The 25,515-nt window shown below is 69.9% G+C and carries 29 protein-coding genes and 1 pseudogene; 21 read left to right on the forward strand and 9 right to left on the reverse strand.

What is annotated here, in order from left to right:
• Positions 1–336: 336 nt before the first annotated feature.
• Positions 337–633: a hypothetical protein gene (locus ACZ5SK_RS43785; RefSeq protein WP_468577736.1), complete on the reverse strand. Its 297-nt coding sequence runs from the start codon at positions 631–633 to the stop codon at positions 337–339.
• Here ACZ5SK_RS43785 and ACZ5SK_RS43790 point away from each other — a divergent pair.
• Positions 584–733, forward strand: a pseudogene (locus ACZ5SK_RS43790) (hypothetical protein); the annotation flags it as partial. The gene ACZ5SK_RS43785 and the pseudogene ACZ5SK_RS43790 sit on opposite strands and share 50 nt — an antisense overlap.
• Positions 734–906: 173 nt before the next feature.
• Here the strand turns inward: ACZ5SK_RS43790 and ACZ5SK_RS43795 are convergent.
• Entirely contained in the window at positions 907–1,692 is a 786-nt protein-coding gene (locus ACZ5SK_RS43795) for a CDP-alcohol phosphatidyltransferase family protein (protein WP_079660548.1), read from the reverse strand.
• 158 nt (positions 1,693–1,850) lie between these two features.
• Between ACZ5SK_RS43795 and ACZ5SK_RS43800 the strand changes: the two genes are divergently transcribed.
• The 3 genes from ACZ5SK_RS43800 (at position 1,851) to ACZ5SK_RS43810 (ending at position 4,369) form a co-directional block, all read left to right on the forward strand.
• Positions 1,851–2,783: a transglutaminase-like domain-containing protein gene (locus ACZ5SK_RS43800; RefSeq protein ID WP_334577947.1), complete on the forward strand. Its 933-nt coding sequence runs from the start codon at positions 1,851–1,853 to the stop codon at positions 2,781–2,783.
• A gap of 70 nt (positions 2,784–2,853) precedes the next feature.
• Positions 2,854–3,345 (forward strand): nucleoside deaminase, encoded by a 492-nt coding sequence (locus tag ACZ5SK_RS43805; protein WP_334577946.1) that lies wholly within the window; start codon positions 2,854–2,856, stop codon positions 3,343–3,345.
• Between the two features lie 73 nt (positions 3,346–3,418).
• Complete coding sequence (locus ACZ5SK_RS43810; protein ID WP_361709596.1) at positions 3,419–4,369, forward strand: isopenicillin N synthase family dioxygenase; 951 nt, start codon at positions 3,419–3,421, stop codon at positions 4,367–4,369.
• 20 nt (positions 4,370–4,389) lie between these two features.
• On the opposite strand, the gene ACZ5SK_RS43815 is transcribed toward ACZ5SK_RS43810, so the two are convergent.
• Positions 4,390–5,358, reverse strand: a complete 969-nt coding sequence (locus tag ACZ5SK_RS43815) for a quinone oxidoreductase family protein (protein ID WP_334577945.1) — start codon at positions 5,356–5,358, stop codon at positions 4,390–4,392.
• A gap of 50 nt (positions 5,359–5,408) precedes the next feature.
• Between ACZ5SK_RS43815 and ACZ5SK_RS43820 the strand changes: the two genes are divergently transcribed.
• Positions 5,409–5,783, forward strand: coding sequence for an ArsR/SmtB family transcription factor (locus tag ACZ5SK_RS43820; RefSeq protein WP_443041243.1), 375 nt, complete (start codon positions 5,409–5,411; stop codon positions 5,781–5,783).
• A gap of 182 nt (positions 5,784–5,965) precedes the next feature.
• Complete coding sequence (locus tag ACZ5SK_RS43825) at positions 5,966–6,928, forward strand: DMT family transporter (protein ID WP_361709599.1); 963 nt, start codon at positions 5,966–5,968, stop codon at positions 6,926–6,928.
• Here the strand turns inward: ACZ5SK_RS43825 and ACZ5SK_RS43830 are convergent.
• Complete coding sequence (locus ACZ5SK_RS43830; protein WP_334577943.1) at positions 6,825–7,709, reverse strand: LysR family transcriptional regulator; 885 nt, start codon at positions 7,707–7,709, stop codon at positions 6,825–6,827. The genes ACZ5SK_RS43825 and ACZ5SK_RS43830 overlap by 104 nt on opposite strands.
• A complete protein-coding gene (locus ACZ5SK_RS43835) occupies positions 7,709–8,104 on the reverse strand; it encodes a PLD nuclease N-terminal domain-containing protein (RefSeq protein ID WP_468158375.1) in 396 nt (131 codons plus the stop codon). The genes ACZ5SK_RS43830 and ACZ5SK_RS43835 overlap by 1 nt, the downstream gene beginning before the upstream one ends.
• A 168-nt stretch (positions 8,105–8,272) precedes the next feature.
• Between ACZ5SK_RS43835 and ACZ5SK_RS43840 the strand changes: the two genes are divergently transcribed.
• The 11 genes from ACZ5SK_RS43840 to ACZ5SK_RS43890 all read left to right on the forward strand — a co-directional run bounded on the left by ACZ5SK_RS43840 (position 8,273) and on the right by ACZ5SK_RS43890 (position 16,605).
• A complete protein-coding gene (locus tag ACZ5SK_RS43840; RefSeq protein WP_319334424.1) occupies positions 8,273–9,730 on the forward strand; it encodes a menaquinone biosynthesis decarboxylase in 1,458 nt (485 codons plus the stop codon).
• On the forward strand, positions 9,727–10,629 hold the full coding sequence (gene mqnP, locus ACZ5SK_RS43845; protein WP_361709538.1) for a menaquinone biosynthesis prenyltransferase MqnP: 903 nt from the start codon (positions 9,727–9,729) through the stop codon (positions 10,627–10,629). Before ACZ5SK_RS43840 ends, mqnP begins: the two co-directional genes overlap by 4 nt.
• 46 nt (positions 10,630–10,675) lie before the next feature.
• Positions 10,676–11,248: a Uma2 family endonuclease gene (locus ACZ5SK_RS43850; protein WP_334577940.1), complete on the forward strand. Its 573-nt coding sequence runs from the start codon at positions 10,676–10,678 to the stop codon at positions 11,246–11,248.
• Between the two features lie 55 nt (positions 11,249–11,303).
• Entirely contained in the window at positions 11,304–11,987 is a 684-nt protein-coding gene (locus ACZ5SK_RS43855) for a UbiX family flavin prenyltransferase (RefSeq protein WP_468577760.1), read from the forward strand.
• Positions 11,988–12,051: 64 nt separating this feature from the next.
• Positions 12,052–12,507 carry an Lrp/AsnC family transcriptional regulator gene (locus ACZ5SK_RS43860; RefSeq protein ID WP_079660537.1) on the forward strand — a complete coding sequence of 152 codons (456 nt, stop codon included), beginning with the start codon at positions 12,052–12,054 and terminating at the stop codon, positions 12,505–12,507.
• 84 nt (positions 12,508–12,591) lie between these two features.
• Positions 12,592–13,755, forward strand: coding sequence for an aminofutalosine synthase MqnE (gene mqnE, locus ACZ5SK_RS43865; RefSeq protein WP_319334413.1), 1,164 nt, complete (start codon positions 12,592–12,594; stop codon positions 13,753–13,755).
• Positions 13,756–13,809: 54 nt separating this feature from the next.
• Positions 13,810–14,460 carry a UdgX family uracil-DNA binding protein gene (locus ACZ5SK_RS43870; protein ID WP_334577939.1) on the forward strand — a complete coding sequence of 217 codons (651 nt, stop codon included), beginning with the start codon at positions 13,810–13,812 and terminating at the stop codon, positions 14,458–14,460.
• Between the two features lie 16 nt (positions 14,461–14,476).
• Entirely contained in the window at positions 14,477–15,001 is a 525-nt protein-coding gene (locus ACZ5SK_RS43875) for a GNAT family N-acetyltransferase (RefSeq protein ID WP_334577938.1), read from the forward strand.
• 98 nt (positions 15,002–15,099) lie between these two features.
• Complete coding sequence (locus ACZ5SK_RS43880; RefSeq protein ID WP_334577937.1) at positions 15,100–15,444, forward strand: DUF4229 domain-containing protein; 345 nt, start codon at positions 15,100–15,102, stop codon at positions 15,442–15,444.
• Between the two features lie 80 nt (positions 15,445–15,524).
• Positions 15,525–16,181 (forward strand): TetR/AcrR family transcriptional regulator, encoded by a 657-nt coding sequence (locus tag ACZ5SK_RS43885; protein WP_334577936.1) that lies wholly within the window; start codon positions 15,525–15,527, stop codon positions 16,179–16,181.
• Positions 16,182–16,251: 70 nt separating this feature from the next.
• Positions 16,252–16,605, forward strand: a complete 354-nt coding sequence (locus tag ACZ5SK_RS43890; protein WP_334577935.1) for a hypothetical protein — start codon at positions 16,252–16,254, stop codon at positions 16,603–16,605.
• Between the two features lie 49 nt (positions 16,606–16,654).
• Here the strand turns inward: ACZ5SK_RS43890 and ACZ5SK_RS43895 are convergent, their stop codons facing one another.
• Both ACZ5SK_RS43895 and ACZ5SK_RS43900 read right to left on the reverse strand, forming a co-directional pair.
• Positions 16,655–17,569 (reverse strand): MaoC family dehydratase, encoded by a 915-nt coding sequence (locus tag ACZ5SK_RS43895; RefSeq protein WP_334577933.1) that lies wholly within the window; start codon positions 17,567–17,569, stop codon positions 16,655–16,657.
• Between the two features lie 8 nt (positions 17,570–17,577).
• Complete coding sequence (locus ACZ5SK_RS43900; RefSeq protein WP_361709546.1) at positions 17,578–18,939, reverse strand: 3-oxoacyl-ACP reductase; 1,362 nt, start codon at positions 18,937–18,939, stop codon at positions 17,578–17,580.
• A 102-nt stretch (positions 18,940–19,041) separates the two neighbouring features.
• Here ACZ5SK_RS43900 and ACZ5SK_RS43905 point away from each other — a divergent pair, with 102 nt between their 5' ends.
• The 4 genes from ACZ5SK_RS43905 to ACZ5SK_RS43920 all read left to right on the forward strand — a co-directional run bounded on the left by ACZ5SK_RS43905 (position 19,042) and on the right by ACZ5SK_RS43920 (position 24,350).
• Entirely contained in the window at positions 19,042–20,412 is a 1,371-nt protein-coding gene (locus ACZ5SK_RS43905; RefSeq protein ID WP_457494698.1) for an acetyl-CoA C-acetyltransferase, read from the forward strand.
• Positions 20,413–20,663: 251 nt separating this feature from the next.
• A complete protein-coding gene (locus ACZ5SK_RS43910) occupies positions 20,664–22,595 on the forward strand; it encodes an AMP-dependent synthetase/ligase (RefSeq protein ID WP_334577930.1) in 1,932 nt (643 codons plus the stop codon).
• A 41-nt stretch (positions 22,596–22,636) separates the two neighbouring features.
• Complete coding sequence (locus ACZ5SK_RS43915; RefSeq protein ID WP_468577743.1) at positions 22,637–23,161, forward strand: hypothetical protein; 525 nt, start codon at positions 22,637–22,639, stop codon at positions 23,159–23,161.
• Positions 23,162–23,303: 142 nt separating this feature from the next.
• Positions 23,304–24,350 (forward strand): 2-oxoglutarate and iron-dependent oxygenase domain-containing protein, encoded by a 1,047-nt coding sequence (locus tag ACZ5SK_RS43920; RefSeq protein ID WP_334577928.1) that lies wholly within the window; start codon positions 23,304–23,306, stop codon positions 24,348–24,350.
• On the opposite strand, the gene ACZ5SK_RS43925 is transcribed toward ACZ5SK_RS43920, so the two are convergent.
• Both ACZ5SK_RS43925 and ACZ5SK_RS43930 read right to left on the reverse strand, forming a co-directional pair.
• Complete coding sequence (locus ACZ5SK_RS43925; protein ID WP_334577926.1) at positions 24,293–24,580, reverse strand: DUF397 domain-containing protein; 288 nt, start codon at positions 24,578–24,580, stop codon at positions 24,293–24,295. The genes ACZ5SK_RS43920 and ACZ5SK_RS43925 overlap by 58 nt on opposite strands.
• Positions 24,577–25,434 carry a helix-turn-helix domain-containing protein gene (locus ACZ5SK_RS43930; protein WP_361709554.1) on the reverse strand — a complete coding sequence of 286 codons (858 nt, stop codon included), beginning with the start codon at positions 25,432–25,434 and terminating at the stop codon, positions 24,577–24,579. Before ACZ5SK_RS43930 ends, ACZ5SK_RS43925 begins: the two co-directional genes overlap by 4 nt.
• Between the last annotated feature and the right edge of the window lie 81 nt (positions 25,435–25,515).

Genomic DNA, 25,515 nt, shown 5'->3' on the forward strand with positions numbered 1-25,515 from the left:
CGGATACGATCTAGACACTCGCATCCTCGCAGGTCAACGGCACCTTTCTGCTATCGGGACGTCAGCCCGCCCAATTCCGCTGAATACCCAGGGTTGAACTTCGCGGCGACCTCGGGCGCTTCCTGAGGTGAAGGTCGCCAAATCTTGAGCCCCTTCATTCTCGGCCTCAGAAACATCACCTCCACATTGCCGACGTAGATCTCAACCCTGGTGCCGAACTCATCGCCAGGACTCGGGTTGCTGCGCAGCGTCAATGTGCGATGCGATGGGCTGAAGCTCCAGACCTCGAACAGTCTGTCCGACTCATACGCTGACACTACTGACCTGCCAAACCTCTCAGAGTTGCCCAGTCGGGCTCTTCAATATCGACTGGATCGCCTCTCCAATGGAACTGAGGGACGACCAGGGCCTACCAAACTCGCTGTCCACGTTGTTCAGGTAGGCATTTCGTCCAACTACACTCATTTCCCAGGGTGTACCATAGCCGCCTTGAGTGGCCCCTTTCGCGCCGGCCCCCACCCCACGGATGTAAGCATTCTGGAATACCTCTTCTGGCGTTGCGCCGGGGAGCCCGTCAAGCGTGATGCTAAGCCTGGTGTCCGGGCTTCCAGCAGTTCGCATCACACCATGCATCCACTCCGGAATACCGCCCTCTCCGACGTCTCCCAAATGCCGGGAGCAGGCCCATCTCGACCTGGGCGTCGACGACTTGGACGCGGCCCAGGCCTGGTTGCTCGCCCTGGGAGCGGTCGAACCCGCCGTCCAGCCGGAACCCGACACCCGACCGGTGGCGGGTTCTGCTGGACCCCGCAGGCCACCCGTTCCGCATCTCCACCCTCGTCTGAGCAGGTTCGGCCGAGCACTGTCTGATCGCGCAGATCCGTGTGCCCGACCACCCGGAGAGCGTCAGCGCAGTCGGGACGACGACAGGATCGACAGCAGGTGGGCCGGGACCATCAGCCAGGTGATGACGGCGATGGCGGCGAGCGCCCAGCGGGTCGGGTCGACGGAGTCGGTGGCCGCGTCGGCGAACGCCACGACGACGAGGACCAGGGACGCCTCGATGCCGTTGGTCACCCGGTGGATCTTGAACGCGGCGGCGAGCCGGCGCAGTGAGGCCACGCCCTGCGAGCGGGGCGCGGTGGACTCGTCGTCGGCGACGGCCAGCCCGCGGCGGGCGCGGGCCACGTCCACCAGGTCGGTCGAGGCCTTCAGCAGCACGACGCCGAGCGCCGTCGCGAGGCCGAGGGACACCCAGCCGTTGAAGCCCGCCCAGCCGCCGAGGCCCGACTCCGCCGCGCGGAAGCCGAAGCCGATCATCAGCGCCGCGTCGGCGAGGTACGCGCCGAGCCGGTCGACGTAGATGCCGGTCGCGCTGTTCTGCCCCTTCCAGCGGGCGACCTCGCCGTCCACGCAGTCGAACAGCAGGAACAACTGCATGAGGAGGGCCGCGAGGACGGCCCCGGCCAGGCCCGGGATCAGCAGCGCGGCCCCGGACAGCACCCCGCACCCCACCATCGTCCAGGTCAGCTGGTCAGGGGTGACCCGGGTGCGCACCAGCTGGCGGGTGAAGCGGAGCGAGACGCGACGCATGTAGAGCCGGCCGGCCCAGTGTTCGCCGTTGCGGCTCGCCAGCTTCGCCTGCGGCTGACACACCTCCCGCAGCTCCTCCAGAACAGGAGCAGCAACCATGACCTTTCCTTCCGCCCGGGGCTCAACTGCCGCGCCTGCGGCGGTGATCGGCACAGGTTACTTGACCCGCCCCTGGACATTTTCTGGGGGATTTTGACACGGTTGGATGCACCGACCCGGAATCGAACACGCGGTCGATTACGTTCCTGGGAGCCTCTGTGTCCCTCGCTTTCCACGCCTCGCAGAGCACGTTCTCCGACCCCGGCGATCTCGCCGACCTCTACGCAGGACTGCCACGCGACCCCGCCCAACTCGCCCGTATCACAAGGGACTTGCTCATCCACCGGCTGGAGGGCGGGATCTTCGGGCACACCCTCGCCACCGACCGCCTCCACAACGACGCCGAGACCCGCTACATCGACGACATCCTGCGGATCGTCGTCGCACGTGACGACACCCCACTGACGCGACGGCGCGAGGTCGGCGACCGGTTCGTCGGCGTCTGCCGCGACTTCTCGCTGCTGCTGTGCTCGTTCCTGCGCCACACGGGCACTCCGGCCCGCATCCGGTCCGGCTTCGCCGACTACTTCGGGCCCGGCGGCTCCAGCAGCTTCCATGGTGACCATGTCGTCACCGAGTACTGGGACGGGCAACGCGGCTGGCTGCTCGCCGACGCCCAGCTCGCCGACCCGTATGTCGCCGACCACTGGAAAGTGGACTTCGACCCCATGGACGTACCGCGCGACCGTTTCCTGGTCGCGGGACAGGCATGGCGGGCCATCCGCGAGTACGGAGCCGACCCCCGGAGCTTCGGGCTCCATCCGCCGGAAGAGGGGCCGCTGTGGGGAGAGCGGTTCGTGGCGGGCAACATCCGGCTCGACCTCGCCGCCCTGAACAAGGTGGAGACCCTGCTGTGGGACCTCTGGGGCGAGGAGGCTTACGCCTGGACGGAGGACGAGACGGACGGTGACCGACCCCCGATGACGGACACCGCCCGTGCGGTCTACGACCAGGCCGCCCGGGTGACCGCCGGCGACGTCGACTTCGACACGGCACGGCAGCTGTTCGCAAAGGAGGACGAGCTGCGTACCCCGAAGGCGGTGCTGTGCCTGGCTCCGTTCAACGGACCGAGCCGCGTCACCCTGCGCTGACCCCGTCGGACCGCCGACCGCGACCCCGGCGCGGCCCCCGGCCGCGGGCTGTCGGGAGCGTGCGTTCCGCATGTCGCCCTCGTCTTTCCGGCACAGTGGGGTCGTGAACCTTTTGGATCAGGCGACGGCACGCGTCTGGCTCGCCACCGCCGTCGAGGAGGCCCGCGCCGGGCTCGCCGAGGGCGGCATCCCGATCGGGGCCGCGCTCTACGGCCCGGACGGCGTCCTGCTGGGCCGCGGGCACAACCGCCGCGTCCAGGACGGCGACCCCTCGATGCACGCGGAGACGGCCGCGTTCCGCGCGGCGGGGAGACAGCGCACGTACCGCGGTACGACGATGGTGACGACCCTGTCACCCTGCTGGTACTGCTCCGGACTGGTCCGCCAGTTCGGCATCTCGCGGGTCGTGATCGGCGAGGCGGTCACCTTCCACGGGGGCCACGACTGGCTGGCGGAACACGGCGTCGAGATCGTGCTCCTGGACGACCCCGGGTGCGTCACGATGATGCGCGACTTCATCGAGACCAACCCGGCCCTGTGGAACGAGGACATCGGTGAGTGAGCCCCAGGCCCCCCAGACCCCGGCCCCCCAGACCCCCGCCCCCCAGACCCCCCATACCCCCCGACCGCCCCGCATCCCGACCGTCGACCTGCGCCCCTGGCTGGACGGCGATCCCGAAGCCCGGGCCGCGATCGCCCGTACCGTCGACGAGGCCCTGCAGAGCGCAGGGTTCCTGCTGGTCACCGGGCACGGCGTCGACCCCGTCCTGCGGCAGCGCATCCGGGAGGTCGCCCGGGCGTTCTTCACCCTCCCCGTCGAGGCCAAGCAGCCGTACGCCGCGAAGGTCGGCGGACGGGGCTGGCTCGGGCCCGGCGCGGAGGCCAACGGCTACGCGGAGGGGACCGAGACGCCCCCCGACCTGAAGGAGTCCCTGACCTTCGCCACCCACGAGCCCTTCGACGACCCGGTGATCAACGCCGAGTGGTACGCGCCGAACGTCTGGCCGGCGCAGACGCCACTGCTCAAGGTGTTGTGCGAGGAGTACCTGGAGCGGATGGCCGAGCTGGAGAAGGAACTGCTGTCCCTGCTCGGCCAGGCCCTCGGCCTCGAACCGGACTTCTTCTCCCGCCACATGGACCATCCCACCTACGGCTTCAACATCAACTGGTATCCGGGCACGGAGGCCGTCGGCGAGCCGCAGCCCGGTCAGTTCCGCATCGGCCCGCACACCGACTTCGGCACCGTCACCATCCTCGACCGGCAGGCCGGAAAGGGCGGACTCCAGGTCTTCACGGATGACGGCGGCTGGGAGGACGCGCCCTTCGACCCGGATGCCTTCACCGTCAACGTCGGTGATCTGCTGGCCCGTTGGACCGGCGACCGCTGGCGCTCCGGCCGCCACCGGGTCCTGCCGCCCCCGGCCGACGAGCCCGCCGAGGAGCTGATCTCCCTCGTCTACTTCGGCGAGTGCACCCCGGGGACGCTGGTGGAGTCGGTGCCCGCCCCGGTCGGCCGGGTGGCGTACGAGCCGGTCGACTCCCATGTGTACCTGCGGGAGAAGCTGGACTCGATCACCGTGCCCTAGGTGTTGCCCCAGGTGTACACCTAGACCGTCAGCAGCAGCTTGCCGGTGCTCTTTCGTGCCCCCATCAGCCGGTGTGCCTGTGCCGCTTCCTCCAGGGCGAACTGGGCGGTGACCGGCAGGGACACCGTCCCGTCGGCGGCCTTGGCGAACGCCCGCTCGACCAGCGTCCGCAGCTCGGCGGGGGCGGTCTGGGCCAGCGTGAGGATCGAGAAGCCGCCGACCGACAGGCCGGTGGGGTACAGCTCGGGCTGGCCCACCTGCCACGGCTCGGCGGAGCTCGCGTTGCCGAAGGAGACCAGGCGGCCGAAGACCGCGAGGGAGGCCAGGGAGGCCTTCAGCGTCTCGCCGCCGACCGGGTCCAGGGCGAGATCGACCCCGCGCTCGCCGGTCGCCGCCCGTACGGCCTTCTCGAAGTCGCCGACGAACACCTCGTCGTAGCCGTGGCCGCGGGCGTACTCGGCCTTGGCCGCCGACGACACCACGCCGTACACCGCGCCCGCGCCCGCCGCCTTCGCCAACTGGCCGGCGACGGTGCCGATCCCGCCGGCCGCGCCCTGCACCAGGACGCTCTCGCCCGGCTGAAGCCGGCCCACGGTGTGCACCAGGGCGTACGCCGTCGGCAGCACCGCCAGGAGGCTCGCGGCCGTGCGCAGGTCGACGCCTTGCGGCAGCGGGAAGACGGTCGCCGCCTCGGCCACGGCCACCTCCGCGTACGCGCCGCTCTGCGTCAGGGCGGTCACCTCCTGGCCCACGGACAGCCCGGTCACGCCTTCGCCGATCGCCCGCACCCGGCCGGAGAGCTCCAGTCCGGGCCGGAACGGCAGTGCCGGGACCCGGTAGCCCTCCGCGCGTGCCTTGAGGTCCGCGAAGTTCACCCCGGCGTAGGCCACGTCGACGCTCACCTGGCCGGGGCCGGGCTCGGGCACGTCCGCCTCCACCGCCTCCAGAACCTCAGGGCCGCCGTACTGCTGGAACTCGATCGCGCGCATGCCGGACTCCTCGCCCATCTGTTCAATGAAAAGCGAACACTCGCGAGTGTATGGTTTCTGTCGAACACTCGGCAAGCAGCGCGAAGGAGTCGGGCGTGGCAGAGCGCAGCGTCAGTCATCGGGCCGCACCCGAGCATGTTCACCCCGACGACGTCCCGGTCCTGACCGCGCTCGCCGCGCTGGCCGACCCCGTACGACTCACCCTCGTCAGGGAGTTGGCGGGCTCGCCCGAGTGGACGCGGGCCTGCGGCAGCTTCGACGTGCCCGTCGGGAAGGCGGCCCTCAGCCACCACTTCGCCGTACTGCGCGGGGCCGGTCTCGTCGAGCAGCGCGACGAGGGGCCCAGGCGGGTCAACCGGCTGCGGCGGGAGGAGTTCGACGCCCGCTTCCCCGGACTGCTCGACCTCGTCCTCCGACGCGACTGACAGCATCCTCCGACCCGTCCGACCCGTCCGACCCGTCCGCCCGTGCGGGCACGGCGGTCTGCCTGGGGGCATCGGCTGCCTCGATGGGCCCATCGGCGGGACGCCCCACTGGCTCGTGGACCGGCCTGCCCGCCCGCTCCTACCTTCGGGGCATGACCTCACAGAACACGGCCTCGGGGACCATGACCTCGGGGAACACGGGCTCGGAGAGCAAGGGCACGGCCCAGCTCACGGCCGCGATGGTGCTCTCCGGCACCCTCGGCGTCTTCGTCGTCGAGTCGGGCGCCTCGCCGTTCAACGTCGTCTTCTTCCGCGTCCTGTTCGGCGCGCTGGCGCTGGGGACGTACGTCGTGTCCCGCGGCTGGCTGCGCGACCACGGCTTCACGCCCCGCACCCTCGGACTCGCCGTGCTCGGCGGGGTGTTCATCGTCTTCAACTGGGTCTTCCTCTTCCAGTCGTACGAGAACACGTCGATCTCCGTCGCCACGGTCGTCTACCACACCCAGCCGTTCTACGTCGTACTGCTGGGAGCCCTGCTCTTCCGCGAGCGGCTCACCGCCGCCAAGGTCGGCTGGATCGTCGTCGCCTTCGCCGGGCTGATCCTCGTCTCGGGCGTCAGGCCGTCCGACTTCACGAGCGGCGGAACGTATCTGACAGGCGTCGGCCAGGCCCTCCTCGCCGCACTCCTCTACGGCCTGTCCACCCTGGTCACCAAGCGGATCACCGGCGTACGCCCGCACCTGATCGCCCTGGTCCAGGTCGTCGTCGGCATCCCCCTCCTCCTCCCCTTCGCCGACTTCGGCGCGATGGGCGGGACCGGCGCGGACTGGGGCTGGCTGGTCGGGCTCGGCGTCGTCCACACCGGGCTGATGTACGTCCTGATGTACGCCGCCTACGCCCAGCTGCCGACCGCGAAGATCGCCGTCCTCGCCTTCACCTATCCGGCGGTCGCGATGGGCATGGACTGGCTGGTGTACGGCCACCACATCGGCCTCGTGCAGGCGCTCGGCGTCCCGCTGATCGTGACGGCGAGCCTCAGGGTCACCCTTGCTCGGCCACGAGCCGCCGCGCCTGTTCGAGGAACAGTCGGGCATGCGCCGGAAGCCGCTTCCCGGCCCGCCACGCCAACTGCGTGCGAAGCGTGAACGGCGGCTCCCAGGCCAGCCGCAGCAGCGTCCCCTCCGCGAGTTCGGCGGCGACCGTCACCTCGGGCAGCAACGAGATCCCGAGGCCGGCCGCCGCCGCGCGTTTCGTGGCCTCGATCGTGCCGAACTCCATGAACTGCACGTCGGGATCGGCGGACTTGAGCTCCCGCTCGAACAGGTCGCGGTAGGCGCACCCCGGTTCGGTGGCGAGGAGCGGTTGCCGTACGAGGTCGGCGGTCGTCGGCTCCTTCCCCGCGAGGGCGTGTCGCGGCGAGGCGACGAGGGCGAGCGGCTCCACCGCCAGCACCTCCGCCTCCAGCCCCGGGTGCTCGGTCTCCGCCTCCATCAGGAATCCGAGGTCGTACGTCCCCTGCCGCAGCGCCTGCCGGGTCTCGTCCCCGAGGGTGGGGCGCAGCGAGAGGCGGACCTTCGGGTAGCGGTGGTGGAAGAGTTCGAGGAGCGGGGGCAGCCGGTACGAGGTCAGCGACTCCATCGTGCCGACGGCGAGCGTGCCGGAGGGCTCCTGCGGGCCGGTGACCGCGACGCGCGCCTCCTCGGCCAGCTCCCGCAGCTGCCGGGCGTAGGGCAGCAGCCGCTCACCCGCCTCGGTGAGCCGGATGCGGCTGCCGAGCCGGTCGAAGAGCTCGACGCCGAGGGAGTCCTCCAGGGCGCGGATCTGGCTGGTCACGCTGGACTGGGCGTAGTTCAGCTCGGCCGCGGCCCGGGTGAAGCTCAGGACGGCGGAGACCTTCTCGAAGGTGGCCAGCAGCCGCAGCTCCATCAGCTGTCCTTGGGGCCCTCGCCGGACTCGCGGCGCTTCAGCTCCTCCTCGCGGCGGCGCAGGTCGGCCTCCCAGTCCTTGAGGAGTTTCTCGTCCTTGTCGTTCTCGTCCTTCAGGGACTTGAGGAACTCGGGGTTGTCGTCCGGCGCGACGAACTCCGTGCGGTGGCTGCGGTGCCACTGCGACGGAGTGGTCCCGCCTGCCGGCGCGTGCCGCACCTTCCCGGCCACCAGCCAGGCGATCGGACCGACGAGCACCTCGCCGAAGAGCAGGATGATGATGACCCACACCACCTTCGGCAGCCCCCGCACCTCCTCCTCGGGAGTGTTCACGCAGTCGATGAAGGCATAGATCCACAGCGCCAGGACCAGCAGGAACGGCAGATACCTGAGCATGGTGGTGGGATCTCCCAGAAGACGGCGGCGGGGCGCTGGGCAGCCCCGGTGACGCGGCCAGAGTAGCGGGTGGCCGCTGTGCCGCCCCGGGGGGACGAGCCCGGACCCCCGGCACAAAGCAGGGGGCGGGCGTCAGGACAAAGCGGTCCCTCGGTGATACTGGGACACATGGCTTACGACGATCTTCGTTCCCTGCTCAGGGCACTGGAACGCGAAGGCGACCTCAAGCGCGTCAAGGCCGAGGTCGATCCGTATCTGGAGGTCGGGGAGATCGTCGACCGGGTCCAGAAGTCCGGTGGCCCGGCGCTGCTCTTCGAGAACGTGAAGGGGTCGTCGATGCCCCTCGCGATGAACGTCTTCGGGACCGACCGGCGGCTGCTCAAGGCCCTCGGCCTGAAGTCGTACGAGGACATCTCCGACAAGATCGGCGGGCTGCTGCGCCCCGAGCTGCCGCAGGGGTTCGTCGGTGTGCGCGAGGCGTTCGGCAAGCTCGGCGCGATGACGCACGTACCGCCGAAGAAGGTGAAGGCCGGCGACGCGCCCGTCCAGGAGGTCGTCCTGTACGGCGACGACGTCGACCTCGACGCCCTGCCCGCCCTCTTCACCTGGCCGCAGGACGGCGGCTCCTTCTTCAACCTGGGCCTGACGCACACCAAGGACCCGGAGAGCGGGATCCGCAACCTCGGCCTGTACCGCCTCCAGCGCCACGACAAGCGCACGATCGGCATGCACTGGCAGATCCACAAGGACAGCCGCAACCACTACCAGGTCGCCGCGCGCAAGGGCGAGAAGCTCCCCGTCGCGATCGCCTTCGGCTGCCCGCCCGCTGTCACCTACGCCTCCACCGCCCCGCTCCCCGGTGACATCGACGAGTACCTCTTCGCCGGGTTCATCGCGGGCAGGCGGATCGAGATGGTCGACTGCAAGACCGTCCCGCTCCAGGTGCCGGCGCAGGCGGAGGTCGTGATCGAGGGCTGGCTGGAGCCGGGAGAGATGCTCCCGGAGGGCCCCTTCGGCGACCACACCGGCTTCTACACCCCGCAGGAGCCGTTCCCGGCTCTGAAGATCGACTGCGTGACGATGCGGAAGCGGCCGCTGCTCCAGTCGATCGTCGTCGGCCGTCCCCCGACGGAGGACGGCCCGCTGGGCCGGGCCACGGAACGGTTCTTCCTGCCGCTCCTGAAGATCATCGTCCCGGACATCGTGGACTACCACCTGCCCGAGTCCGGCGGTTTCCACAACTGCGCGATCGTCTCGATCGACAAGAAGTACCCCAAGCACGCGCAGAAGGTCATGCACGCGGTCTGGGGCGCTCACATGATGTCGCTGACCAAGCTGATCGTGGTCGTCGATTCCGACTGCGACGTCCACGACCTGCACGAGGTCGCCTGGCGGGCGCTCGGCAACACGGACTACGCCCGCGACCTGTCGATCGTCGAAGGCCCCGTCGACCACCTCGACCACGCCTCCTACCAGCAGTTCTGGGGCGGCAAGGCGGGCATCGACGCCACGAAGAAGTGGCCCGAGGAGGGCTACACCCGCGACGGCGGCTGGCCCGAGATGGTCCTGTCCGACCCGGAGACGTCCGAACGCGTGACGCGACGCTGGAAGGAATACGGACTGTGAGCGCCTCCGCCGCCGCGATTCCGCAGCCGGGCAGAGCCCGCGCGTTTCTGCGTCTGGTGATGATCGAGCACTCGATCTTCGCGCTGCCCTTCGCCTACATCGCCGCGCTGACCGCGATGTTCCAGAGGGACGGCAACATCCACTGGGGCAGGCTGCTGCTGGTCACCGTCTGCATGGTGGGTCTGCGCACCTTCGCGATGGCGGTCAACCGGATCATCGACCGCGAGATCGACGCCCGCAACCCGCGCACGGCCCACCGCGAGCTGGTGACCGGCGCGATGTCGGTCAGGCACGCCTGGACGGGCGCGTTGATCGCCGTCGCCGTGTTCCTCGGCTCGGCGGCCATGCTCAACCCTCTCTGCCTGGCCCTCGCCCCCGTCGCGGTCATCCCGATGGTGGTGTACCCGTACGGCAAACGGTTCACGAACTTCCCGCAGGCCATCCTGGGCCTCGCCCAGGCCATGGGTCCGATCGGCGGCTGGCTGGCGATCACCGGCGAGTGGTCGTGGGACGCGGTGATCCTCGGCCTGGCGGTCGGCGTCTGGATCGGCGGCTTCGACCTGATCTACGCCTGCCAGGACGTCGAGACCGACCGTGAGATCGGCGTCATGTCGGTTCCGGCCCGCTTCGGCATCCCGGCGGCGATCTGGGGGGCGCGCGCCTGCCACGCGATCACGACGGCCCTGTTCGTCTGGTACGCCCTCGCCACCGGCGCCGGCGCGTTCTTCTGGCTCGGACTGCTGATCGTGGCGGGCGCGTTCGTCTACGAGCACACCATCGTGCGGCCCCATGACCTGTCCCGTCTGAACAGGGCGTTCTTCAGCGTCAACGGTTTCATCGGCATTGCCCTGTTCGGGTGTGCGTTGCTGGATCTCCTGGTTCGGGGTCTGAGCGTCTGAGTACGTTGCGGCCTACCATCGAGTGCAGGAACCCAAGGAGGCCAGCGTGAGCGTCTCGGACCTTGACCGCCTGCACTCACAGCTCAGCGAGCTGGAGGACATGTTCCCCGGCTATCTGACGGAGATTGTCGAGGGCAGCATCGTGATGAGTCCGGTCAAGCCACACCACGCGGAGACCCTCCGACTGGTCTGGAACGCCCTCCGCGAGCAGGTGGCCGAGGAGTGGGGCTTCACAAGCGACGTCGCCTTCCCGTTCGACGAGGACAACGAGTTCTGCCCCGACCTGGCGATCATCCCGGCATCGGAGGTGGCGAAGAACGAGGGCGCGTACTCGCCAGATCTCGTCGAGCTGGCGGTCGAAGTCGTCTCCAAGGGCAGCATCCGCCGCGACTACGAGGTCAAGTCGCGCTGGTACGCCTCCCGAGGCATCGCCAACTATCTGATTTTCGACCCTCTCCAAGGGCATGTCGTCACGCTGTGGAACCCCGGTGCCGACGGTTATGCGGGCAGAGACACCATCCCGTACGGTCCCGAACTGATCGTCGCCTCGACTCTCGGCAAAATCACCCTCGCCACCTCCGGCCTCCCCGTCGACCCCCACGCGCCCTACCGGTCCTGAAGACCTTTCCGCCCACCGGTACGCTCAAGGTGTGAACGCAGGAGAAACGCAGCGCGTGCCTTGGATCGTGGGGGTGTCCGGGGCGTCCGGTACGCCCTATGCCGCCGCCGTGCTGCGTGCGCTGCTCGCCGCGGGGGAGAGCGTGGACCTGGTGGTCAGCCGGGCCTCGCGGCTCACGCTGCTCGACGAGACCGGGATCTCCTTCCGGGACGCGCACTGGCGGGACGACCTGCGGGAATGGCTGACGCGGGGGGCCGACGGCAAGCCGGGCACGTTCGAGGTCGACATCGAGGCCGGAGCCGAGGTCGACATCGAGGCCGGCGTCGAGGCCGTGCGGTACTGGAGCGCGGGGGACCTTGCGGCGGGGCCGTCGTCGGGGTCGTATCCCGCGAAGGGGATGCTGATCGTGCCCGCCTCCACCGCCTGCGTCGCCGGTGTCGCCCTCGGTCTGTCGAAGGATCTCCTCCAGCGTGCGGCGAGCGTCACGCTCAAGGAGCGCCGGGCGCTCGTCGTCGCCGTACGGGAGACCCCGTTGAACGGGCAGACGCTGCGGCATCTGGTCGCTCTCGACGACGCCGGCGCGAGCGTCGTGCCGGCCTCGCCCGCCTTCTACGCGGGGGCCACCCACATTCAGGACCTGGTCGACTTCGTCGCCGGGCGGGTCCTCGACGCGGCGGGGGTCGCGCACGGACTGTACCGCCGGTGGGACGGCGAGCTGGGCACGGTCCGGGACACCTGAGCACGCCGTACGTCGTGGCACCTCTCATCTCTTCAGGAACTTTGACCGGAAGGCTTCGATTCGCATGGACGCGGTGGACAGGCAGCTCATCCAGGCCCTGAGGGAGAACGGCCGGGCCTCCTACGCGGAGTTGGGACGCCTCGTCGGACTGTCGGGACCCAGTGTCACCGACCGCATCAACCGGCTGGAGGCGGCCGGCGTCATCACCGGCTACCGCGCCACGGTGAACGCCGCGCAGCTCGGCCTCGGCGTCACCGCCCTCATCGGCATCTCCCTCTCCGACGCCGCCGACCACGAGGACGTGGCGAACCGGATGAAGGACCTCGGCGAGATCGAGGACTGCTGGTTCATCGCCGGCGACGACTCGTTCATGCTCAAGGTGCGGGCGAACGACGTGGACGGGCTGGAGAAGATCATCCGGCGGCTGTCGGGAACGAAGGGCGTCTCCCGGACCCGTACGACCATCGTGCTCTCCACGAAGTGGGAGAACCGGGTGGGTGAACTGCCGGAAGAGGTCTGAGGCAGCGGTCGAAGTCCGAAGGCGTACGGTTTAACAGGTCTGTCTGCGGATCTGTCTGCGGATCTGTCTAGGAGAGGGTTGATCATGGACGTCGGGCTCAAGCGCGAGCTGGAGGAGAAGGTCAGGGCCGGTGAGCGGCTGACCCGTGAGGACGGCATCGCGCTGTACGAGTCGGACGACCTGGCCTGGCTGGGCGGTCTCGCGCACGAGGTACGGACGCGGAAGAACGGCGACGTCGTCCACTTCAACGTCAACCGTCACCTCAACATGACCAACGTGTGCACGGCGTCCTGCGCCTACTGCTCGTTCCAGCGCAAGCCGGGCGAGAAGGACGCGTACACGATGCGCATCGAGGAGGCGGTGAAGCTCGCCAAGGCGATGGAGGGCGAGAACCTCACCGAGCTGCACATCGTCAACGGCCTGCACCCGAACCTGCCGTGGCGCTACTACCCGCGTTCGCTGCGGGAGTTGAAGGCCGCCCTCCCGAACGTCTCGCTGAAGGCCTTCACGGCCACGGAGATCCACCACTTCGAGACGATCAGCGGTCTGTCGGCGTCGGAGATCCTCGACGAGCTCATCGACGCGGGCCTGGAGTCCCTCACCGGCGGCGGCGCGGAGATCTTCGACTGGGAGGTCCGCCAACACATCGTGGACCACCGCACGCACTGGGAGGACTGGTCGCGGATCCACCGCCTGGCGCACGAGAAGGGTCTGAAGACCCCGTGCACCATGCTGTACGGCCACATCGAGGAACCGCGCCACCGGGTCGACCACGTCCTGCGCCTGCGTGAGCTGCAGGACGAGACGAACGGCTTCCAGGTCTTCATCCCGCTCCGCTACCAGCACGACTTCGTGGACATGAAGGACGGGAAGGTCCGCAACCGCCTTCAGGCGCGGACGCAGATGGCGACGGGCGCGGAGGCGCTGAAGACCTTCGCCGTCTCCCGTCTGCTCTTCGACAACGTCCCGCACGTCAAGGTCTTCTGGGTCATGCACGGCGTCCAGACCGCGCAGCTCGCGCTCCAGCACGGCGCGGACGACATGGACGGCTCGGTCGTCGAGTACAAGATCACGCACGACGCCGACAACTACGGCACCCCGAACAAGCTGACCCGCGAGGACCTCCTCGACCTCATCCGCGACGCGGGCTTCCGTCCCGTGGAGCGGAACACGCGCTACGAGATCATCCGCGAGTACGACGGCCCGGACCCGGCCCGCCGGGACGCCCCGCAGCCGATGCGGGTGTGACCTTTCAGCCGGGGTGAGCGTGGGGTCCGAGCCCACGGCGGGTACTCGGGCCCCATGGTGACCACGCGAGCGCCTGAGGACGCCTACACAGCAGGGCCCTTCGTTCCGGAGCGCGGCGGTCTCGCCGCGCTGCGCGAGGCGGCGGCCGGCTGCCGTGGCTGCCCGCTGCACCGGGACGCCACCCAGACGGTCTTCGGCGCGGGGGCGGCCGACGCCCGGGTGATGCTCGTGGGGGAGCAGCCCGGCGACCAGGAGGACCGGCAGGGCAGGCCCTTCGTCGGCCCCGCGGGGAAACTCCTCGACCGTGCCCTCGCGGAGGCCGGCATCGATCCCGGCGACGCCTACGTCACCAACGCGGTCAAGCACTTCAAGTTCACGCAGGCGGAGCCCCGTAAACGCCGTATCCACAAGACGCCGAACCTTCGTGAGATGACGGCGTGCGCCCCCTGGCTCGCGGCCGAGCTCGCCCTCGTCGAGCCCGAGCTGATCGTGGTGCTGGGCGCGACGGCCGGGAAGGCGCTGCTGGGGTCGTCGTTCCGGGTGGGGCAGGTGCGCGGGACGGTCCTGGAGGAGGAGATCCACGGCCGCCGCGAGCGGCTGGTGCCCACGGTCCACCCCTCCTCCGTGCTGCGCGCCGACGACCGCGAGGGCGCGTACCAGGGGCTGGTCCAGGATCTGAGAACGGCGGCACGCGTCCTGTCGTAAGGATTACGATCCCGGTGTGTCGCTTACCTTCACCCTCGATCCCGCCCTCACCCCTGCCCTGCGCGACGGCGTCCTCGACCTGTGGACGGACGTCTCCAACGCGGGCGGAGCCGTCGGCTTCGTGCCGCCGGTCGAGCGTGAGACGGTTCGGCCGGAGCTGGTCCGCCACCTCGTGTCCATGGCCGAGGGGCGGATGCGGCTGCTCGTCGGGCGTGACGAGGCCGGTGAGGTGGCGGCGACCGCGTTCTTCTCCTTCAACGCGCACCGGCTGAAGACCCACTGGGTCTGGCTGTACACGGTGATGGTCCACCCCCGGCACCAGGGCAAGGGCTACGGACGTGACCTCCTGGCGGCCGCCGAGGACGCCGCCCGCGGCTTCGAGGGCATCGAGGCGATCCAGCTCACCTGCCGGGGCGGGCTCGGCCTGGAGCGCTTCTACGGGTCCTGCGGCTACAAGGAGGTCGGCCGGGTGCCCGGTGCCATCAGGGTCGCGCCGGGGGACGACCGGGACGACGTCACCATGCTGCTGCCGCTGACGTGAGACCGCTCCTGTGACGCCGCGGGGGCGACTGCGAGATCGGGAGTCCGGCGTGCTTCACTGGACGCTGGCCCCTTTTGGAAACGGAAGAGTGGATTGACATGCTCCGCTACACACTGATGCGCCTCGGTGTCTTCGCCGGCTGCTTCGTGGTCGTCTGGGGTCTCGTCTACTCGGGCGTCGTCCCGCGCGGCCTCGGCGACTCCAACATCATGTGGATCCTGCTGCTCTCGCTGGTGATCTCCGCGCCGATCAGCTTCGTGGTGCTGCGCAAGGAGCGCGACCGCGCCTCGGTGACGGTCGTGGAGCGCGTCGACCGTATGAAGGCCAACCTGGAGGCCAACCGCTCCCAGGAGGACGCCACGGTCGACGAGGCCACCCGCCCCCAGGGCCAGGCGCAGGGCCAGACGCAGGGCCAGGCGCAGGGCCGGACGCAGACCTCCTGAGGCCGGAGCCTCAGCTCCTGGCTGCTCGTCCGGCTGTTCGTCCGGGGTCGGGTCCGGCCGGGCCCAACTACTCTGTGCTCATGGGTGCCGTGAAGACCAAGCGGATGCCGCGTGCGGTCCGTGAGCAGCAGATGCTGGACGCCGCCGTGGAGACCTTCGGCCGCCGGGGGTACATGGCCGCGTCGATGGACGAGATCGCCGAACTCGCGGGCGTGTCCAAGCCGTTGGTGTACCTGTACCTGAACTCCAAGGAAGACCTCTTCACCGCGTGCATCCGGCGTGAGGCCAAGGCGCTCGTCGAGGCGGTCCGCACCGGCGTCCGCACCGACGTGCCCGCCGACCGCCAACTCTGGGACGGGCTGCGGGCGTTCTTCGCGCACACCGCGCAGCATCCGCACGCCTGGTCCGTCCTGCATCTCCAGGCCCGCACGCACGGCGAGCGGTTCGCGGGCGAGGTCGCGGCGATGCGCGAGGAGCTCGTCGCGTTCGTGACGCAGCTGATCCTGGTCGCGGCCCGGGAGGCCCACCGCGACCCCGACCTGCCGGAACGCGAGGTCGCAGGCCTCGCCGAGGCCCTGGTCGGCGCGGCCGAGTCCCTGGCCGCCTGGGCCAACGCCACCGACGGCACCACGGCCCGCCAGGCGGCGGCGACGCTGATGAACTTCGCGTGGGCGGGCCTGGGCAACCTGATGGAAGGCCGCGCGTGGACTCCGCCGGAGGCCGCGCTCGGCGCATGACATCCGTCATGCTCACCGCTGGACGCGAGGCACTGGGCCGCCCCTGCCCGCCACCCCTACCGTCTTGCTCATGACGAAGCCGGGCAAGGACCAGACGCAGAAGACCGACATCCAGATCAGCCTCATCGGCGGTCACCGGCTGGACGGCGCCACCCTCCACGAGCGGACCCTCACCGTCTCCCTCGTCGGCGGCGCCGACGTCGACCTGACCGACGTGGCGATCCCGGACGGCGCCGAGCTGCGGATCACCAAGCTGAGCCTGATCGGCGGCGTCAGCCTGAAGGTCCGCCCCGACGTCCAGGTCGACGTCCGGGGCCTGCGCCTGGGCGGTGTCAAGGACGCGGGCCCCACCGAGCCGGGCGGCCCCACGGTCCGCATCGACGCCTGGGGCCTCCTGGGAGGCGTCACGGTCGTCCGCGGTTAGTCCTCCGACGGACGATCACGGGACGGTCATGGGACGCTCACGGGGACGGTCATGGGACGAGTGGGTCGACCCTGCCGCTCACATGGACCCGTCCCGCCTCTCCCGTCCCGTCTCCCGTCCCCTCTCCTCTCCCGTCTCCCGCCCCGCGCAGTTCGAACCGGGCGCCGTCCGCCACGAAGGTCACCGTGCTCGGGAGCAGTACCGGGGCCCGGAACTGCGCCCGTACGCGCACTGCCGGAGGGGTGCCGTGGGCGGCGAGGCAGCGGGCGAGGGTCCACATGCCGTGGGCTATGGCGCGGCGGAAGCCGAAGAGGCGGGCGGTGAGGGCGTGCAGATGGATGGGGTTGCGGTCGCCGGAGGCGGCGCCGTAGCGCCGGCCGACGTCGGCGGCGAGCCGCCACTCGTCGAGCACGGGGAGCGGGCCGGGTTCCGGTTCCCTCGGGGCGGGCGTGGTCTCGGTTTCCTTCGGGGCGTGCCTGGCCTCGGTGCGGTGCCGGGCCAGATACCTGCTCGTGGACTCCCACACGACCCTGCCGCCGTTGCGCAGCTCGGTGACGACGACCGCCTCCGTGCCCCGTCGGTGCGGAGTCAACCGGTCGACGTACACGGTGAGTTCGTACGTTCCCGTGGCTGCCAGGGCCGTGTGGCGGGTGATGTCGATCGAGGTGTGGACGAGGCCGAGCAGCGGGAGGGGGAAGTCCCGGCGGCTCATCAGGCGCATGGCCAGGGGGAAGCCCAGGACGTGGGGATAGGTCAGCGGCAGCGAGTCCTCACCGGTCGGGAAGGCGCACACCCGTTCGTACGCGGCGAGGCGGGACAGGTCGACGCGCAGGCCGGGCAGGACCAGGCGGTCGCCGAGGCCCGGGAACGTGACGCCCGGCCGGGGCCGCTTGAAGGGTGAGCGCAGGGCGCCGAGGGCGAACAGCGGGCCGAGGGCGGGCAGGCGGGAGAGGGTCGTGGTCACCGTAGCCACTACGCCCCCAGAAGGCTCTGACCGCACACCCGCACGACCTGCCCGTTCACCGCGCCGGAGGCGGGATGCGCGAGCCACGCCGTCGTCTCGGCGACGTCGACGGGCAGCCCGCCTTGCGCGAGGGAGTTCATCCGGCGGCCCGCCTCGCGGATGAACAGCGGCACCGCGGCCGTCATCTTCGTCTCGATGAACCCCGGCGCCACCGCGTTCACCGTGACCCCGTGCCCGGCGAGCGCGCGCGGCGCGAGGGAGCGGACCAGACCGGCGACGCCCGCCTTGCTCGCGCCGTAGTTCGTCTGCCCCGCGTTGCCCGCGAGCCCGGCGATGGAGGCGGTCGCCACGATCCGCCCGCCCGGCCGCAGGGCCCCCTTGGCGAGCAGCGCGTCCGTCGTGCGCAGCACGCTCGCCAGATTGACGTCCAGGACGGAACTCCACCGCTCCGCAGGCATGTTGACCAGCCGCCGGTCCCGGGTGATCCCCGCGTTGTGGATCAACACGTCCAGCCCGTCGGGGAGTTCGGCGACGATCCGCTCGCCCGCGTCGGCGGCCGTGATGTCGAGCGCGAGAGCGGTGCCGCCCAGCCGCTCGGCGACCCGACGGGCGTCCTCCTCGGCCTGCGGCACGTCCAGGACGACGACATGGGCGCCGTCCCGGGCCAGTGTCTCGGCGACCGCCTCGCCGATGCCCCGGGCCGCGCCGGTGACCAGCGCGGTACGGCCGGCGAGAGGCCGCGACCAGTCGTCGGGGCCCTCGGACCCGCCAAATCCCTCGGACCCGTCGGAGGCCACCGCGATCACCTGGCCGCTGACGTACGCCGACTTGGGGGAGAGGAGGAAGCGCAGGGTCGACTCGGCGGCGGCCGGGTCGCCTCCCAGCCGGACGAGGTTCACGGTCCGCCCGCGCCCGATCTCCTTGCCGAGCGACCGCACGAACCCCTCCAGGGCCTGCTGCACGGCCGCCTGGTGGTGGTCCTCGGGGTCGAGCGGCGCGCCGAGCACCACCACCCGCCCGCTCGCCGCGACCGACCGCACCACCGGGTGCAGGGCCGCGTGCACCTCGGCGAGCGAGTCGACGTCCCGCACGCCCCGCGCGTCGAGCACGACGGCGGCGGGGTCGGCGGGGTCGGCGCGGTCCGTGGGGTCCGTGGGGTCCGTGGCGGCGAGCGGCAGACCGGTGCGGGAGAGGACGGCCGCAAGATCGCCGACGGTGGACCCGCCGGCCGTAAGGTGAGCCAAGCTGCCTGTGAGAGAGGGACGTTCGGGCGAGAAGCGGCTGAGCGCCGCCGGCTGCGGGAGCCCGAGTCGCCGGGTGAGGAAACGGCCGGGTGCGGTGGCGGTGAAGCTCAGATAGCGGTCGGCCATGTGCGTCTCGTCTCCCACGGGCTCGGCACGACGGAAAAATGCTTACTCCGGAGTAAGGTTACCGGGGGTAAGTCTAGGTCACGGGTGAGGAGCAGGTCGAGAATGAGTCCCCTGGAGCTGGTGCGCGAAGGCACCCCGAAGCCCCCGGTCGAGCCCCCGCGCGCCCGCCGCGTCGCGATCGTCGGCGGTACCCGCATCCCCTTCGCCCGCTCCGACGGCCCCTACGCCACCGCCTCCAACCAGGAGATGCTGACGGCGGCCGTGAACGGGCTGGCGAACCGGTACGCGCTCGACGTCCCGGGCGTGGTGGGCGAGTTGGTCGCCGGCGCCGTCCTCAAGCACAGCCGTGACTTCAACCTGGCCCGTGAGACCGTCCTCGGCTCGAAGCTCGACGCCCGCACCCCCGCCTACGACATCCAGCAGGCCTGCGGCACCGGACTCCAGGCCGTGATCGCCGCCGCCAACAAGATCGCCCTGGGCCAGACCGAGTCCGCGATCGCCGGCGGCGCCGACACCGCCAGCGACGCCCCCCTCGGCGTCAACGACCGCCTGCGCCGCATCCTGCTTGAGGCCCGCCGGGCGAAGTCGACGGGGGCCCGCCTCAAGGCGCTCGCGCAGATCCGCCCCTCCCATCTGATCCCCGACATCCCGCGCAACGCCGAACCGCGCACCGGCCTGTCCATGGGCGAGCACGCGGCGGTCACCGCCCGCGCCTGGGGCATCGAGCGCGAGGCCCAGGACGAACTGGCGGCCACCAGCCACCAGCGGCTCGCGGCCGCGTACGAGCGGGGCTTCTTCGGCGATCTCGTCGTCCCGTTCCGCGACCTGGCCCGCGACCAGAACCTGCGCCCGGACTCGACGGCCGAGCAACTCGCGCGTCTGAAACCGGTGTTCGGCACGGACGGCCCCCATCCGACCATGACGGCGGGCAACTCGACTCCGCTGACGGACGGCGCGGCCGTGGTCCTCCTCGCCTCCGAGGAGTGGGCCGAGGCGCGGGGCCTGGAGCCGCTCGCCTACCTGACCGCGTACGAGACGGCGGCCGTCGACTTCGTGCACGGCGACGTCGCCGACGGCCAGGGCCGGACGGGCGGGACGGGCGGGACGGGCGGAAACGGCTCCGGTGGCGACGGGTTGCTGATGGCCCCGGCCTACGCCGTCCCCCGCATGCTGGCGCGCACCGGTCTGGGCATCGAGGACTTCGACCTCTTCGAGGTCCATGAGGCCTTCGCCTCCCAGGTGTTGGCGACCCTCGCGGCCTGGGAGAAGCAGGGTCTCGCGCCCGTCGACCGCGACCGGCTGAACGTCGTCGGCTCCTCCCTCGCGACCGGCCACCCCTTCGCGGCGACCGGGGCCCGTATCGTCGCCACGCTGGCCAAGCTGCTCGCCGAACGGGACGGCCCGGCACGGGGATTGATCTCGATCTGCGCGGCGGGCGGACAGGGGGTGACCGCGATTCTGGAACGAACGTGAAGATTCCTCATATAACCGCCGAGATTGCACATCCCCAGCCCCGGAACATCCCGGAACACGCACAAGCCCCACACGTGCACGCCGTACGATCCCCTACCTAACCGGTGGTAACCCCTGCCTTAAAGAGCCTTAGGACGTCTTAGGGCCTCTTAAAGTCCGTTAGGGGGCATCCTGGTTGAACGCCTCGGTGCGCGAAGCACGTACGTCATGCAGCAAGCAGTTTTTCTCGCTGCACGCTCAGGGAGCCGCCCGTGTCCACCCCGTCCTCAGCCGCCGGCTCGGCATACGTCTCCGCCGGCTACGACGCTCCCCCCGCCCTCGTGGAACCCGAGACGCGACGACTGGACGGCGCGGTACGGGAGGCCTCCGTGCCCGCGTTCGCCCGCCCGGTGACCTACGGCTCGCTCGCCGACCTGCCCTACGACAACGCGGCCGCCGCTCCCCGGACGGTGGTCGTCAGCCGCAAGGACAAGGACGGCGACTGGACGGACATCACGGCCGAGCGCTTCGCCGCCCAGGTCCACGCGGTGGCCAAGGGGCTGATAGCGGAGGGGCTGGTGCCCGGCGACCGCCTCGCCATCATGGCCCGCACGACGTACGAGTGGACGCTGCTCGACTTCGCGGCCTGGGCGGCGGGCCTGGTCACCGTCCCCATCTACCCGACGTCCTCCGTCTTCCAGACCCGCTGGATCCTGCACGACTCCGGCGCGGCCGCCCTCGTCACCGAGACCGTCGGCCAGGCGGCCGCCCTCGGCCCCGAACTCGACCGGCTGCCCGACCTCCGTCACCTCTGGGTCATGGAGAAGGGGCACGTGGACCGGCTGATCGAGGCGGGCGAGCACGTCCCGGACGCCGAGGTGGAGATCCGCCGGGGGATGCTCGTCCCCGACACCCTCTGCACCCTCATCTACACCTCCGGCACCACCGGCCGCCCCAAAGGCTGCGCGCTCACCCACGGCAACTTCTTCGCCGAGGTCGACAACGCGATCGAACTCCTCTACCCGGTCTTCAAGTCGAAGGGCGACGACGTCTCCGTCCTCCTCTTCCTCCCCATGTCCCACGTCTTCGGCCGGATGGTCGCCATCGCCTGCATCCGCGCCCGCGTCCGCCTCGGCCACGCGCCCAGCCTCAAGTCCGAGGACCTCCTGCCGGACCTGGCGGCCTTCAGACCCACCTGTCTCCTTGCCATCCCGTACATGCTGGAGAAGGTCTTCAACACCGCCCGCGCGAAGGCGGAGGCCGGCGGCCGGGTCTCCTCCTTCGACCGGGCGGTCGGCGTGGCCCGCCGCTACGGCGAGGCGGTCGAGGCGCACAAGACCGGCACCGGCTCCGGCCCGGCGGCCACCCTGCGCGCGGCCCGCACCTTCTACGACCCGCTCGTCTACCGCCGCATCCGCAACGCCATGGGCGGCCGGGTCCGGCACGCCATCTGCGGCGGCTCCCCGCTCGGCCGCCGCCTCTCCTCGTTCTACCTCGGCGCGGGCATCGAGATCTACGAGGGCTACGGCCTGACGGAGACGACGGCCGCGACGACGGTGACCCCGCCGCTGAAGCCCCGCCTGGGAACGGTGGGCTGGCCCCTCCCGGGGACGAAGATCCGCATAGCGGCGGACGGCGAGATCCTCGTCGCGGGCGAGCACGTCCTGCGCGGCTACTGGGACCCGGCGGCCGGGGGAGTGGTCCCCGCCGCGCCCGACGGCTGGCTCGCGACCGGCGACATCGGCGAGCTCGACGACGAGGGCTATCTGACGATCACCGGCCGCAAGAAGGAGATGATCATCACGGCGGGCGGCAAGAGCGTCGCCCCCGCGCCCCTGGAGAACTGGCTGCGCTCCCACCCGCTGATCTCCCAGGCCATGGTCCTCGGCGACGACCGCCCCTACGTCTCCGCCCTCCTCACCCTCGACCCCGACGGCCTCACCCACTGGCGTCACATGAACGGCAAGCACCCCGTCCCGGCGGAGCTGCTGATCGACGACGAGGAGCTGAACGCCGTCCTCCAGCGCGCGATCGACGAGGCCAACAAGCTGGTGTCCCGCCCGGAGTCGATCCGCCGCTTCGTCATCCTCCCCTCGGACTTCTCCGAGACGGCAGGCCACCTCACCCCCTCGATGAAACTCCGCCGCGAGACGATCATGCGGGACTTCGCGGACCAGGTGGAAGGCCTGTACGCGCAGCACTAAAGGATTCGCGGACGGCCCCCGGACCAGGGAGCATGCCGCTCGTGAACGGCACGAGCGGCATGAGCGGCATGAGCGGCATCGAGTTCTTCCACTACCCCTGGGACGACCACCCGACCGCCCTCGTCTGGGGCATCCGCGTCGACGGCACGGACCTGCGCGCGCTGACGGCCCGGGCGACGCGTGAGCTGTGGCGACCGGAACTGGAGGACCAGTTCGAGGAGGAGGAACAGGAGCGGGAGTCGGCCGAGCTGATCTGGCGTCAGCACGACGGTCTGGGCGTCCTCGACTTCACCGGGAACCACTTCCTGGACGCGGCCCACCGGACCCCCCTCCTCGGCTGTCCCTGCGGTCTCTGGCAGTGCTGGGCGCTGATGGCTTGTATCGGGACGACCTCCACGACGGTCACGTGGTCCGCCTTCCGTCAGCCCGAACGCGAGGAGTGGGGCGAGCTGCCGATCGGCCCGTTCGCCTTCGAGCGGACGGCGTACGAGACGGCGCTGAGGAACCCTCCGGTACTGCGGGAGGACCCATTGGGCCCGCCTTCATTCTCGGGTTCTGCACGGTAGTGGAGAGCGCTTAAAGATCATGAATTGTTACTTCCGGTTAGCCGTTGACGGAATCATGACAGGTACTTTAAAGTTCATGTTCAACCCCCCATAAGGAGGCGGCCTGACCGTTCGCCTCCTTTTTTGTGCAAGGAGTTCCGCAATGAGCGACCTTGTTACGTTCGACATTCCCGAGCGCGTCACCGGCTTAGCCGACGACATAGAACTCGGGCGGCGAATGGTGAAATCCTGGCAACGGGACGGCATCTATCAGGTAGCCATGAAACCCACCCAGGAAACCGTCGTAGCCAACGCCTACGCGGCAAGCAGGAAGTTCTTCACTCTTCCACTCGCCGAAAAATCCGGATTCGTCAGCGATCTCTCCTACAGCGGCTATGTCGCCTCCGGCGAGGAGGTGACCGACGGCGTCCAGGACGGCTCCGAGATCTTCACGGTCACCAAGGACGTCCCCCTCGACGACCCCCGGGTCGCCGAGAACTGGCCCTGCCACGGACCGGTGCCCTGGCCGAGCCAGCACTACCGGCACGCCGTCAACGCCTACATGGACCAGTCCGGCAGCCTCGGCCACCGGATCCTCCAGCTCACGGCCCTTGGCCTGGGCCAGGACATCGACGCGCTGACCCGCCTCACCGACGACGGCTGGCACCACATGCGGGTGCTCCGCTTCCCGTCCGCGTCCGCCACGAGCGACCGGGGCATCGGCGCGCACACCGACTACGGACTCCTCGTCATCGCCACGCAGGACGAGGTCGGCCAGGCCCTGTACATCCGGCCCCCGATCGAGGGCGAGAGCCGCAACCGCAACTGGCTGCCCGAGGAGAGCGCGGCCGGCGTCTTCGAAGACGACGACCACTGGACTTACGTGAAACCGGTGCCGAGCACATTCACCGTGTTCCCGGGCGACCTGCTCCAGTTCATCACCGGAGGGGAACTCCTCTCCACCCCGCACAAGGTGAAACTCGCCGACAAGGAACGGTACGCGTTCGCGTACTTCCACGAGCCGAGTTTCCAGGCGGTGGCGCGTCCGCTGGGCTCAGCGGAATCGGGGGACGAGGAATCCCTCCACTACGGAAGCCACTTCACCAACATGTTCGTGCGGTGTTATCCGGACCGGGTCACGACCCGGCGAATTCACGCGGAGGACAGGCTTTCGTTGCTCGCGAAACTCCGTGAGAAGGCCACCGCGTAGGAAAGGAATTCCCCCCACGAGGAAGCGGACGAGAAGGTGAGGTGAGGGCCGGTGGGTGTCTTGGAGTCGCGGACGTGGACGGTGTCCGGGCAGACAGCGACTTCGAGGCAGTCGCCGCCCTCGCCGCTGCTGTACGTCGACTTGCGCCAGGTGTAGGCGGCTTCGAGGCACTCGCCGCCCCCTCCGTCGCTGTAGCTGGACTTGAACCAGTCGAGTTCGTGGCTGCTCACAACTCCCCCAGCTTCTTGTCGATCAACGCCCGTGATTCCTTGGGCGAGAGGGCCATGGCTCGGATCATTCCATAGCGGTCGACGATCTTTCGGATCTCCTCCGGGTCGGTGATCAGGCGAGGGAACTCCTGGATCTCCGTGTACGCGACCTGCGGATGCCGGGGCGGGGTCAGCAGGTTGAACGCGCCGCCCATGTTGGGGTGGTTCTCAACGCTGGTCGGCATCACCTGGATCTCCACGTTCCGCAGACCGCTGATGCGGAGCAACTGCTTCAACTGTCCCTCACGGGCGGTCCGGCCTCCGATCGGCCGATCCAGAACGACCTCCTCCAACACGAAACTGCACATGGGGGCGGGCCACTTGTCGAAGACCTGTTGGCGCGACAGCCGGTCGGCGATGCGCTTCTCGATGGTCTCCTCGGTGAGCAGCGGCCGTCGTTGGGAGAACACCGCCCGCGCGTAGTCCGCGGTCTGCAACAGGCCCGGCACTCCTTGGTTGGCGTAGAAGTGCAGCTCAACCGCCTCCGCCTCCAAGGCCGCGTAACTGCGGTACCACTCGGGATGCCGCGTCCGGACCTTGCTCATCGCCTCGCGGACCTCGGGGATCGCCTCCAGGAACAGGCCCCCCGCGTCCAACAGCCCATCCGCCTGCTCCAGAACCTCGGGCCGCATCGTCCGCACCCCACGCTCCATGGAGGAGATGGCATCGGGCCCGTATCCGACGAGCTGCCCGAACTCCTTCTGCGTCAGCCCCTTGCGCTCCCGCAGGAGTTTCATCATCTTGCCGAGCGCGGTGAACAGCCCCGTCGTCCCGTCGGCCTCCGCCGGTGTCTCCGGCCTGCGCTCATCCGTCACTCACGCCACCGCCTTCGCGTCTCCCTGGTCAGGACCGACGACCCGTACGCTCGCCCCACCGCAGCCGTACGGCTACACAGA

The sequence above is a fragment of the Streptomyces sp. NPDC031474 genome, from assembly GCF_055581185.1.

Excerpts from the sequence above, each read along its gene's own strand:
- ACZ5SK_RS43870 (WP_334577939.1), top strand. The coding sequence starts at position 13,810 with ATGGTGACCACGCGAGCGCCTGAGGACGCCTACACAGCAGGGCCCTTC.
- ACZ5SK_RS43905 (WP_457494698.1), top strand. The coding sequence starts at position 19,042 with ATGAGTCCCCTGGAGCTGGTGCGCGAAGGCACCCCGAAGCCCCCGGTC.
- mqnE (WP_319334413.1), top strand. The coding sequence starts at position 12,592 with ATGGACGTCGGGCTCAAGCGCGAGCTGGAGGAGAAGGTCAGGGCCGGT.
- ACZ5SK_RS43835 (WP_468158375.1), bottom strand. The coding sequence starts at position 8,104 with ATGCTCAGGTATCTGCCGTTCCTGCTGGTCCTGGCGCTGTGGATCTAT.
- ACZ5SK_RS43815 (WP_334577945.1), bottom strand. The coding sequence starts at position 5,358 with ATGCGCGCGATCGAGTTCCAGCAGTACGGCGGCCCTGAGGTTCTGGAG.
- ACZ5SK_RS43805 (WP_334577946.1), top strand. The coding sequence starts at position 2,854 with ATGTCGCCCTCGTCTTTCCGGCACAGTGGGGTCGTGAACCTTTTGGAT.
- ACZ5SK_RS43820 (WP_443041243.1), top strand. The coding sequence starts at position 5,409 with ATGGTTTCTGTCGAACACTCGGCAAGCAGCGCGAAGGAGTCGGGCGTG.
- ACZ5SK_RS43860 (WP_079660537.1), top strand. The coding sequence starts at position 12,052 with ATGGACGCGGTGGACAGGCAGCTCATCCAGGCCCTGAGGGAGAACGGC.
- ACZ5SK_RS43785 (WP_468577736.1), bottom strand. The coding sequence starts at position 633 with ATGCATGGTGTGATGCGAACTGCTGGAAGCCCGGACACCAGGCTTAGC.
- ACZ5SK_RS43830 (WP_334577943.1), bottom strand. The coding sequence starts at position 7,709 with ATGGAGCTGCGGCTGCTGGCCACCTTCGAGAAGGTCTCCGCCGTCCTG.
- ACZ5SK_RS43795 (WP_079660548.1), bottom strand. The coding sequence starts at position 1,692 with ATGGTTGCTGCTCCTGTTCTGGAGGAGCTGCGGGAGGTGTGTCAGCCG.
- ACZ5SK_RS43840 (WP_319334424.1), top strand. The coding sequence starts at position 8,273 with ATGGCTTACGACGATCTTCGTTCCCTGCTCAGGGCACTGGAACGCGAA.
- ACZ5SK_RS43825 (WP_361709599.1), top strand. The coding sequence starts at position 5,966 with ATGACCTCGGGGAACACGGGCTCGGAGAGCAAGGGCACGGCCCAGCTC.
- ACZ5SK_RS43890 (WP_334577935.1), top strand. The coding sequence starts at position 16,252 with ATGACGAAGCCGGGCAAGGACCAGACGCAGAAGACCGACATCCAGATC.
- ACZ5SK_RS43885 (WP_334577936.1), top strand. The coding sequence starts at position 15,525 with ATGGGTGCCGTGAAGACCAAGCGGATGCCGCGTGCGGTCCGTGAGCAG.
- ACZ5SK_RS43920 (WP_334577928.1), top strand. The coding sequence starts at position 23,304 with ATGAGCGACCTTGTTACGTTCGACATTCCCGAGCGCGTCACCGGCTTA.
- ACZ5SK_RS43900 (WP_361709546.1), bottom strand. The coding sequence starts at position 18,939 with ATGGCCGACCGCTATCTGAGCTTCACCGCCACCGCACCCGGCCGTTTC.
- ACZ5SK_RS43880 (WP_334577937.1), top strand. The coding sequence starts at position 15,100 with ATGCTCCGCTACACACTGATGCGCCTCGGTGTCTTCGCCGGCTGCTTC.